General features: G+C 64.2%; 12 protein-coding genes. All 12 read left to right on the top strand.

Annotation, left to right across the window (positions count from 1 at the left end; all coding sequences use genetic code 11):
• The coding region (locus AC1D0P_RS17265; RefSeq protein ID WP_477677874.1) for an isocitrate dehydrogenase kinase/phosphatase-domain containing protein at nt 1-529 on the top strand (529 nt) is incomplete at its 5' end.
• A 49-nt stretch (nt 530-578) separates the two neighbouring features.
• Nucleotides 579-1,262, top strand: a complete 684-nt coding sequence (locus AC1D0P_RS17270) for a hypothetical protein (protein WP_477677875.1) — start codon at nt 579-581, stop codon at nt 1,260-1,262.
• A 28-nt stretch (nt 1,263-1,290) separates the two neighbouring features.
• Nucleotides 1,291-2,484, top strand: coding sequence for an acetyl-CoA C-acyltransferase (locus tag AC1D0P_RS17275; protein WP_477677876.1), 1,194 nt, complete (start codon nt 1,291-1,293; stop codon nt 2,482-2,484).
• Complete coding sequence (locus AC1D0P_RS17280) at nt 2,481-3,566, top strand: DUF695 domain-containing protein (protein ID WP_477677877.1); 1,086 nt, start codon at nt 2,481-2,483, stop codon at nt 3,564-3,566. The genes AC1D0P_RS17275 and AC1D0P_RS17280 overlap by 4 nt, the downstream gene beginning before the upstream one ends.
• Before the next feature lie 2 nt (nt 3,567-3,568).
• The gene (locus tag AC1D0P_RS17285; protein ID WP_477677878.1) at nt 3,569-4,252 is read left to right on the top strand and encodes an SDR family oxidoreductase; all 684 of its coding nucleotides are present in this window, start codon (nt 3,569-3,571) and stop codon (nt 4,250-4,252) included.
• 8 nt (nt 4,253-4,260) lie between these two features.
• Nucleotides 4,261-4,983 carry a hypothetical protein gene (locus tag AC1D0P_RS17290; RefSeq protein ID WP_477677879.1) on the top strand — a complete coding sequence of 241 codons (723 nt, stop codon included), beginning with the start codon at nt 4,261-4,263 and terminating at the stop codon, nt 4,981-4,983.
• 9 nt (nt 4,984-4,992) lie between these two features.
• Nucleotides 4,993-6,123: an acyl-CoA dehydrogenase family protein gene (locus AC1D0P_RS17295; RefSeq protein ID WP_477677880.1), complete on the top strand. Its 1,131-nt coding sequence runs from the start codon at nt 4,993-4,995 to the stop codon at nt 6,121-6,123.
• 10 nt (nt 6,124-6,133) lie between these two features.
• The gene (locus tag AC1D0P_RS17300; protein WP_477677881.1) at nt 6,134-6,565 is read left to right on the top strand and encodes a rhodanese-like domain-containing protein; all 432 of its coding nucleotides are present in this window, start codon (nt 6,134-6,136) and stop codon (nt 6,563-6,565) included.
• Nucleotides 6,565-6,993 (top strand): YchJ family protein, encoded by a 429-nt coding sequence (locus AC1D0P_RS17305; RefSeq protein WP_477677882.1) that lies wholly within the window; start codon nt 6,565-6,567, stop codon nt 6,991-6,993. Before AC1D0P_RS17300 ends, AC1D0P_RS17305 begins: the two co-directional genes overlap by 1 nt.
• 35 nt (nt 6,994-7,028) lie before the next feature.
• Nucleotides 7,029-7,325 carry a hypothetical protein gene (locus tag AC1D0P_RS17310; RefSeq protein WP_477677883.1) on the top strand — a complete coding sequence of 99 codons (297 nt, stop codon included), beginning with the start codon at nt 7,029-7,031 and terminating at the stop codon, nt 7,323-7,325.
• On the top strand, nt 7,322-8,218 hold the full coding sequence (locus tag AC1D0P_RS17315) for a metallophosphoesterase (protein ID WP_477677884.1): 897 nt from the start codon (nt 7,322-7,324) through the stop codon (nt 8,216-8,218). Before AC1D0P_RS17310 ends, AC1D0P_RS17315 begins: the two co-directional genes overlap by 4 nt.
• Entirely contained in the window at nt 8,215-8,877 is a 663-nt protein-coding gene (locus AC1D0P_RS17320; RefSeq protein ID WP_477677885.1) for an HAD family hydrolase, read from the top strand. Before AC1D0P_RS17315 ends, AC1D0P_RS17320 begins: the two co-directional genes overlap by 4 nt.
• Nucleotides 8,878-8,894: the final 17 nt, after the last annotated feature.

Consider the following 8,894-nt stretch of genomic DNA (forward strand, 5'->3'; position numbering starts at 1 on the left):
CAACGAACCCGCTGCCAAGGACCAGATAGAGCGCGCCGTCGTCGAGTACGGCAATGCCATCAAAGACCTGGTCGCCGCCAACATCTTCCCCGGCGACATGCTCTGGAAAAACTTCGGCATCACGCGCCACGGCAAGGTCGTGTTCTACGACTACGACGAGATCGAATACATCACCGACTGCAACTTCCGCAAGGTGCCGGAGGCCCGCACCGAGGAAGAAGAAATGAGCGGCGAGGTCTGGTACTCCGTCGGCCCCAAGGACGTGTTCCCCGAAACCTTCGAGCCCTTCCTGCTCGGCAACGACGCGGTGCGCGAGGTCTTCATGAAGCACCACGCCAACCTGCTGGACGCCGATTTCTGGCAGAAACACCAGGCCCGCATCCAGGCCGGCCATGTCCACGACGTGTTTCCCTACGAGCGCGAAAAGCGCTTCAGCGCGCTGCACAGCCCCGGCGCTCCCCACGATGAGGTGCTGACGCAACTGCCGCCCGAACCGGTTTTGACGGGCCTCAGCGGCCTGACCCCTTGAGGCGGGGACTGGCGGCAGAACATAACAACGAGACAGGAAGGAAATGACTGTGACAACTCCTTTTATCAGGACCTGGACGCTTTTTGCGGCGCTGGCTTTTTTCTGCGGTGCTGCCTTCTCGCAGGACATCTCGCTGCTGCCCAAATACGGCAACCTGCAGAAGACTGAACAACAGAAGGCGGCGGACGCCGAATTCCTGGTCCAGGTTGACGCCCGCTACCCGGGCGACAGGCCGAAGGCGGCGAAAGATGTCGCGGAGCGGGGCTGGCAGTTTTTGCGCCAGGGCAACCCGGAAAATGCCATGCGGCGTTTCAACCAGGCCTGGATGATCGACCCGAAAAGCGTTTCCGCCTTGTGGGGCATGGCGGCAGCGTCCGCCAGCAGCGACCAGGGCCTTCTTGCTTCACTGGGCCTGTTTGCCGAAGTTGAAAAACTAGCGCCCGGCGACATCGATCTTGCCGTCGATTACGCCAGGACGATTGGAATAGCGGCGGGCGTAGTGGGCAATCCAACCCTGATGGCCGAGGCTGTCAGGCGTTATGAAGCCATCTACCAAAAAGCACCGAACCATACGCTGAACCTGCAGAACTGGGCGATAGCCGACTACACCAGCGGCAACTACGCCATGGCCTGGAAGCGTTTGAAACTCGCCGAGGCCACACCGCAGCGAGCCGATATCGACCCGAATTTCGTCAAGGCGCTGGAGGCAAAAATGCCACGGCCCGCCAATTAAGCTGAACCCACTGAAAGGAAACACCACCATGTCAAACCCCAACGCAGATCCCATCGTCATCCTCGGCGCGGCCCGCACCCCCATGGGCGGCTTCCAGGGCGACTTCTGCAGCCTCTCGGCCCACGACCTCGGCGGGGCAGCCATCAAGGCCGCCATTGAACGTTCCGGCATCGCGGCCGGCAAGGTCGACGAAGTGCTATTCGGCAACTGCCTGATGGCCGGCCAGGGCCAGGCCCCGGCGCGCCAGGCCGGCTTCAAGGGCGGCCTGCCCGCCAGCGTCGGCGCCGTCACCCTGTCCAAGATGTGCGGCTCCGGCATGGAAGCCACCATGCTTGCGCACGACCAGCTCGTCGCCGGCAGCCGCGACGTCATGGTCTCGGGCGGCATGGAAAGCATGACCAACGCGCCGCACCTGCTGCTCAAGGGCCGCAGCGGCATCCGCATCGGCCACGACCGGATCTTTGACCACATGATGCTCGACGGCCTCGAAGACGCCTACGAACCCGGCCGCGCCATGGGCACCTTTGGTGAGCAGTGCGCCGAAAAATACAGCTTCACCCGCGAAGCGCAAGACGCCTTCGCCACCGCCAGCGTGCAGCGCGCCAAGGCCGCCACCGAGTCCGGCGCCTTCAAGGCCGAAATCACGCCCGTCACCGTCAAGGGCCGCGCCGGCGAGACCGTTATCTCCATCGACGAAGGCCCCGGCAAGGTCAAGCTCGACAAGATCCCCACGCTCAAGCCCGCCTTCAAGAAAGACGGCACCATCACGGCCGCCTCCAGCTCCTCCATCAACGACGGCGCCGCCGCCCTGGTGCTGGCCCGCGAATCGACGGCCAAAGAGCTGGGCGCCAAGCCCATCGCCCGCATCGTCGGCCACGCCACCTTCTCGCAGGAACCCGAATGGTTCACCACCGCACCGGTGGGCGCCGTCAACAAGCTGCTCAAGAAAATCGGCTGGAGCGTGAAAGACGTGGACCTCTGGGAAGTCAACGAAGCCTTCGCCGTCGTGCCCATGGCCGCCATGAAGGAACTCGGCATCAGCCACGACATCGTCAACGTCAACGGCGGCGCCTGCGCGCTGGGCCACCCGATCGGCGCGTCCGGCGCCCGCATCCTTGTCACGCTGATCCATGCCCTCAAGGCGCGCGGCCTCAAGAAGGGCGTCGCCACGCTGTGCATTGGCGGCGGTGAAGGCACCGCCATGGCCATCGAGTTGGTATGACGCAAGAAGCTCCGCAAGAACTTTCACCCGCTGAGCTCGCCCGGCGCATCGATGCCTTCTGGCTGAAGTTCCGGGAGGGCGAGGCGGAGCTTGTCCGCCAGCCGGTACGCGACCAGGTGGAGAACATCAACGAAGTTCTTGAGCAATACCTGGAAGGGCTGGCACTCGAAATGTCGGCTGACGACGGTGACCAGCAGATCGAACTGATCGCCACCGCGCACGGGAGTACCGACACCTTTCCGCTGCTGCTGGACTTCGTCAAGCGCGCGCCGCCGTTGAAGCACTACAGCCTTACCGCCTTTCGCGCTCGCACGGAAAGCCCCGACTTCCCCATGCGTATGGACAACTTTGAACTGGCGACCTCCGACGTGCTGATTGGCCACGTCGCCGACGAAGGGCAGGTGGGCATCGAAGTCATGTTTGCGCGCGAACTGCCTAGCGACATGCGGGACCATGCGCGCAACATGACCTTCATCATGCTCGACCATGTGCTGGGCGAGTATGACTTTGCGGTCAAGGTGGGTTTTGTTGATTTCGTTGACGCGTTTTCGGACGAAGTGGCCGGCTCCACGACGCTCGACAAGTTCGGCGCTGTACTCGACGCGTTCTGGACGAATGAGCTGGGGCACACAGGCCTGTTCCCAAGCGGAGAGCATCAGTGGTCTGTCATGACGGTCGTCTTTGGCAACGACGAKGACGGTGACGAAAAGGGTGACGAAGAAGACGACCAGGAGGGTGACAAGGCGATCGTGGCGGTCAACCAGAGCGCCAATGYGATTGCAGCGCGGCCTGACCTGGGCCACGCGATCGAGCTGCGCCTGCCCGTGGAAGACCATGCCGCGCTGGACCGCGCCCGTGAACTCCAGGAGCAGATCGCCACCCGCCTGGAGCTTCAGCATGCCGGCATCCTGTCGCACACCGTGGTCAGGAACGGCCGGCGCCTGGCCAACTACTATGTGGGCGACCTGCCTGCCGCGCTTGGCGTGGTGGACGCCAGCCTGCACGGCGCATCGTTCACCGGTGCTGAATTGACCCATGCGTTCGACCCTTCGTGGTCGAAGTACTTCAATTTCGCGGGCTAGCCATGAAAGTCCTCGTCCTGGGCGCATCACGCGGCATCGGCCTCGAGTTCGTTCGCCAATACCAGGCCGAGGGCGCGCAAGTCATTGCCACCGCGCGCGACGACGAGGGCCTGCAGCGCCTCAAGGGCCTGGGCGCCAAGGCCTTGCGGCTGGACGTGGCCCAGCCCGCCAGCATCAGCGGCCTGGCCTGGCTGCTCGACGGCGAGGCGATCGACATTGCCCTCTATGTGGCCGGCGTGTTTCCGCAGGGCGGTGCCTTGACCCCTCCAACGCGCGAAATGTTTGACCAGGCCATGCACACCAACGTGCTGGGCGCCATGCAGGCCATCCCGCAGGTCGCGCCCCTGGTCGAGGCCTCAAGGCTGGACGGTGGCGGCAAAGGCCGTTTCGCTTTTATCAGCAGCGGCATGGCAAAGATAGACGGCGTGGAGAACAGCCGCGGCTGGGTCTACCGCGTGAGCAAAGCCGCGCTCAATATGGCCGTGGCCTCCGCCCAGCACGACTACCCCAAGGCCATCATGGTCGCCATGTCGCCCGGCTGGGTGCAGACCGACATGGGCGGCAGCGGCGCGCCGCTCACCACCGTCCAAAGCGTCACGGCCATGCGCGCCGCGCTGGCCGGGCTCACGCCCGAGCACAAGGGCGCGTTTCTCAACTACGACGGCACGCCGTTTGAGTCCTGGTAAGGAGCAGCATGATGTCGATGGATCATGGCAATCGCCTCGTCGCCGCTGCACGCCGTGCGCTTGTGATCGGGCTGATCGCGGTCGGTGCGGCAACTTCGGTTACTTCGGCTTTTGCCGCGCCTGACCCTGTTCCCGCCTGGCCCAATGAAAGCGAACTCGTGACCGCGATGCGCGCAGGCCTGAAGGACCGCACCAACAAGGCGGAAGCCCTGGCCATTCGGGGCATGCATGAGGTCATGGTCGGAAAAACCGAGACGGCCTTCCTTGTTTCGGTGTGGTTCCCGGATCGCGGACGTAATTTTTCTGCTGGTACTTTTTTGTACCGCCCGGCCTTGAAACAAGCCAGGGAACTTGACTACAGCCAGTCACTGGGTTTGCGTTATGTCGCCGGTCACTATGGCGAGTTCTCCTTGCTGGAGAACTATGGCTCAGGCCAGGGTACCGAAGACTTCATCCATGCGTTGGTCCGCTTCAAGGGCTGGGAGATGCAGGTCTTGCATAAAGCCGAGTTCGGCAACAACCTGGGCGTTTGCGGGGAGATTTTCCCGTCAGCCAAGCCCTGCGAACAGACGCATGTGCAGTTCCAGTTGCTGGGGAATTCCGCATACAACATCGTTGAGATGATCGAGGTCACCACCCGGCTTGTTGGGGCCCCAAAAGAAAATCTTTCGGTAACCTCACGCCGCTTCCGGCTCGACGGTAACCGGTTCAAGCCTGTCAAGGGCCCTTAAAGGCAAAAAATGCTGCTCAACCAAGACCAGGAAATGATCCGCGACGCGGTCCGCGCGTTTGCACAAGAAGAGCTCTGGCCCCATGCCGCGCGCTGGGACAAGGAGCACCACTTCCCCGTCGAGGCGCACAAGGGCCTGGCCGCGCTGGGCGCCTACGGCATCTGCGTGCCCGAAGAGTTCGGCGGCGCCAACCTTGACTACCTCACGCTCGCGCTGGTGCTCGAAGAAATCGCCGCCGGCGACGGCGGCACCAGCACCGCCATCAGCGTCACCAACTGCCCCGTCAACGCCATCCTCATGCGCTACGGCAACGCACAGCAGAAAAAGCAGTGGCTCACGCCGCTGGCGCAGGGCGAGATGCTGGGCGTCTTCTGCCTGACTGAGCCTCATGTGGGCAGCGATGCATCGTCACTGCGCACCACGGCGGTGAAGGAGGGCGAAGAATACGTGCTCAACGGCGTCAAGCAGTTCATCACCAGCGGCAAGAACGGCCACGCCGCCATCGTGATTGCCGTGACCGACAAGGGCGCCGGCAAAAAAGGCATGAGCGCCTTCATCGTGCCCACCAGCGCGCCAGGTTATGTGGTGGCGCGGCTCGAAGACAAGCTGGGCCAGCATTCCAGCGACACCGCGCAGATCAACTTTGACAACTGCCGCATCCCGGCCGAGAACCTGATCGGCARCGAGGGCGAGGGCTACAAGATCGCCCTGGGCGCGCTCGAAGGCGGGCGCATCGGCATCGCCGCGCAAAGCGTGGGCATGGCGCGCAGCGCGTTTGAATCGGCCCTGGCTTACGCCAAGGAGCGCCAGAGCTTCGGCACCGCCATCTTCAACCACCAGGCGGTGGGTTTTCGCCTGGCCGACTGCGCGACCAAGATTGAAGCCGCGCGCCAGCTGATCTGGCACGCCGCCAGCCTGCGCGACGCCGGCCTGCCCTGCCTGAAAGAAGCCGCCATGGCCAAACTCTTCGCCAGCGAAATGGCCGAACAGGTATGCAGCGCCGCCATCCAGACCTTGGGCGGTTATGGCTATGTCAGCGACTTCCCGGTCGAACGTATTTACCGCGACGTGCGGGTGTGCCAGATCTACGAAGGCACTTCCGACGTGCAAAAAATCATCATTACCCGCGCCCTGGCCTGAGGAGAAACTAATGCCGATCACCAAAGGATTCCGCGCCCTGGTTGACGAGGCCATGGCCCAGGTCAAGACTTACAGCGTGGATGAAGTCAAGGCCAGGCTCAACGACCCGAATGTACAGATCGTCGACATCCGCGACGTGCGTGAACTCACGGCCGGCACGGTCGTCGGCAGCTACCACGCGCCGCGCGGCATGCTCGAGTTCTGGGTGGACCCGGCCTCGCCTTATCACAAGCCTTTGTTCGCCGACGAGGGCAAGGAGTTCATCCTGTTCTGCGGCGCCGGCTGGCGCAGCGCCCTGGCCACCAAGACCCTGCAGGACATGGGCATGGCCAACGTCGCCCACATCGACGGCGGTTATGCCGAATGGGTCAAGCAGGGCGCGCCCACCGAGACGCTCGAAGACCGGGAAAAGCGCAAGGCCCGCGCCCACAGCTGCGGTTGATGCCGAATCCGCTGCCGTCCCAGCCACTCGCCTCACAAGCCTGCCCCTGCGGCCGCCAGGCCGGCAAGCGCGCGCTGGCGTATGCCCAATGCTGCGGCCGTTACCTCGACCACTTCGACACCACCCCCGCGCCCGACGCCGAGTCGCTGATGCGCTCGCGCTACACCGCCTTTGTCAGCGAGCGTGCCGACTACCTGCTCGCCACCTGGCACGCCAGCCACAGGCCGGCATCGATAGACTTCGATCCTGGCGTCAAATGGCTGGGCCTCGAAGTGCGCAGCCACCGCCAGCTCGACGCCACGCATGCCGAGGTCGAATTTGTCGCGCGCCAGAAATCCCCAGCCGGCCCCGCCGTGCGCCTGCATGAGCGCAGCCGCTTCGTGCATGAAGCCGGCCGTTGGTACTATGTGGACGGCGATATCCAATAGGCCAACAAGTCAATGAGCCAATAAGGGGAGGGCAGATGTTCAACCAGACCGTGCGCGGCATGTACTGCCTGCGCTGCAGCAGCCGCAAGGTGGTTCGCGGGAATTTCGAAGCCGAGCGTTTTTATCCCCTGCGCGGCCTGCTGCGCTCGCTGCTCGGCAAACCCGTTCTCTTGCAAAACGAACATGCGCATGCCTGCATGGACTGCGGCCTGGCCTGGAACGAGGTCGACCCCGCGGATCTGCGCAAGAACCTGCGCAGCTACGGCCTGTCGCCCCACAGCACCGGCGTGATGGACGCGGTGGACGGCGATTCGCCGGATATCCGCCTGTGACAGAACCTGTGAAGCCCTGGGGACGCCGCGCCGCCGGAGTGCTGGCGCTTGTTGCCATGCTCCTGCTGGGCACCTGGACTGTCATCATCGAACCGCGCTGGGTCGCCCACCGCGAAATCAGCGAAACCGTCCCCCACTGGCAAGGCCCGCCCGGCCTCAAGGTCGCCGTCGCGTCCGACTGGCACTTCAGCAAACGCCCCTTGTGGCGTGTCATGACGCTGGAGCGCGCACTCGCCATCGTGGCTGAGATCAACGCCGCCCAGCCCGACGTCATCCTGCTGCCCGGCGACTTTCTTGCCGACCGGGATTACAAACCCGAGATCGCCGCCACACCCGAAGACGAAATCGCCCAGGTGCTGGGCGGGCTCAAGGCCAGGCTGGGTGTTTATGCCGTCATGGGCAACCACGACTGGTGGCACGACGGCGCGAAGTTCACCGCCGCCTTCCAGCGCGCCGGCATCCAGGTGCTTGAGAACGACGCCGTGCCCCTGCCCGGCACCGCCCTGTGGGTGGCCGGCGTGGGCGACGACGACACCGGCCATTCCGACCCGGTGCGCGYCATGGCCAGGGTGCCCAAGGGCGCGCAGGCGCTGGTCTTCATGCACGAGCCGGCCAGCCTGTTCGACCTGCCGCCGGTGCGCGGCCTCATCGTGGCTGGCCACACCCACGGCGGCCAGGTCCGCATCCCTTTCTTCGGCTCGCCCGTGGTGCCCGGGGCCGGCCCGCACGACTGGGCCTACGGCTGGGTGGCGCACGGCGACAATCGCATGTACATCACCAGCGGGCTCGGCGTCAGCATCCTGCCGGTGCGTTTTAATATGCGGCCTGAATGGGCGATGTTCACGCTCGCCGCCCCGGCAAAACCTGAACTGGACATGAAAGCGGAACCATGAGATTTGACGCGGTGTTATTCGACTGTGACGGCGTGCTGGTCGACAGCGAACCCATTACCAACGGCGTGCTGCGCGACATGCTCGAAGAGCGCGGCTGGAAGCTCAGCCCCGCCGAATGCATGCGCATCTTTGTCGGCAAGGCCGTCAAGGACGAAGCCGCCCTGATCGCCGCCAACACCGGCAGCCCCGTGACTGAAGACTGGATGGTCCAGTTCCGCGAACGCCGCAACACCGGCCTGATGCGCGACCTCAAGGCCATCACCGGCGCCGTCGACGCCATCGCCAAAGTCCACGCGCTGTACAAGGGCCGCATCGCCTGCGCCTCCGGTGCCGACCGCTTCAAGGTCGAGCTGCAGCTTGAGAAGTGCGGTTTGATGCCTTTCTTCAAGGGCCGCATTTTCAGCGGGCACGAGCTGCCGCGCTCCAAACCCTTCCCCGACGTCTACCTCGCCGCCGCCGCGGCCCTGGGCGTGGACGCCAAACGCTGCGCCGTGGTGGAAGACACCGTCACCGGCGTCACGGCAGGCGTGGCGGCCGGCTGTACCGTCTTTGGCTACAGCCCGCCCGAAATGGGCCATGACGCGCCCACGGCACTCAAGGCCAGCGGCGCGACACATGTTTTTACCGACATGGCTGACCTGGCGGCTTTACTGAGTTGATGGGCTGAGAATCTGTT

Source organism: Polaromonas sp. P1_G2 (assembly GCF_056405515.1).

What these genes read in the sequence shown, in the direction of transcription:
- AC1D0P_RS17290 (WP_477677879.1), top strand. Translation starts at nt 4,261, where the DNA reads ATGATGTCGATGGATCATGGCAATCGCCTCGTCGCCGCTGCACGCCGT.
- AC1D0P_RS17310 (WP_477677883.1), top strand. Translation starts at nt 7,029, where the DNA reads ATGTTCAACCAGACCGTGCGCGGCATGTACTGCCTGCGCTGCAGCAGC.
- AC1D0P_RS17305 (WP_477677882.1), top strand. Translation starts at nt 6,565, where the DNA reads ATGCCGAATCCGCTGCCGTCCCAGCCACTCGCCTCACAAGCCTGCCCC.
- AC1D0P_RS17285 (WP_477677878.1), top strand. Translation starts at nt 3,569, where the DNA reads ATGAAAGTCCTCGTCCTGGGCGCATCACGCGGCATCGGCCTCGAGTTC.
- AC1D0P_RS17300 (WP_477677881.1), top strand. Translation starts at nt 6,134, where the DNA reads ATGCCGATCACCAAAGGATTCCGCGCCCTGGTTGACGAGGCCATGGCC.
- AC1D0P_RS17320 (WP_477677885.1), top strand. Translation starts at nt 8,215, where the DNA reads ATGAGATTTGACGCGGTGTTATTCGACTGTGACGGCGTGCTGGTCGAC.
- AC1D0P_RS17275 (WP_477677876.1), top strand. Translation starts at nt 1,291, where the DNA reads ATGTCAAACCCCAACGCAGATCCCATCGTCATCCTCGGCGCGGCCCGC.